This window comes from Psychrobacter sp. 16-MNA-CIBAN-0192, assembly GCF_040309565.1.
Lineage (GTDB): Bacteria > Pseudomonadota > Gammaproteobacteria > Pseudomonadales > Moraxellaceae > Psychrobacter.
On record NZ_JBEOOX010000290.1, the window covers coordinates 1 to 269 of the forward strand.

1 protein-coding gene is annotated in these 269 nt (G+C 45.0%); it reads left to right on the forward strand.

What is annotated here, in order from left to right; genetic code table 11:
- A partial coding sequence (locus tag AAEY78_RS13295; RefSeq protein ID WP_502943777.1) for a SecDF P1 head subdomain-containing protein occupies positions 1–269 on the forward strand: 269 nt, incomplete at both ends.

The window sequence follows — 269 nt, forward strand, 5'->3', positions numbered from 1 at the left end:
GGTAAGCGCATGGCCACGGTATTTATTGAATACAAACCATCAGGTAAAAAAGATGCCGACGGTAAAGCGCTTCCGCCTATTAAGGTTGAAGAAGTTATTAACGTAGCAACTATTCAAGCACGCCTTGATCGCTCGTTCCGTATTACCGGTATTGATAACCCAGCAGAAGCACATAACTTAAGCTTATTACTACGTGCTGGTGCACTTGTAGCGCCAATTCAAATAGTTGAAGAGCGCACCGTAGGGCCAAGCTTAGGGCGAGAAAACAT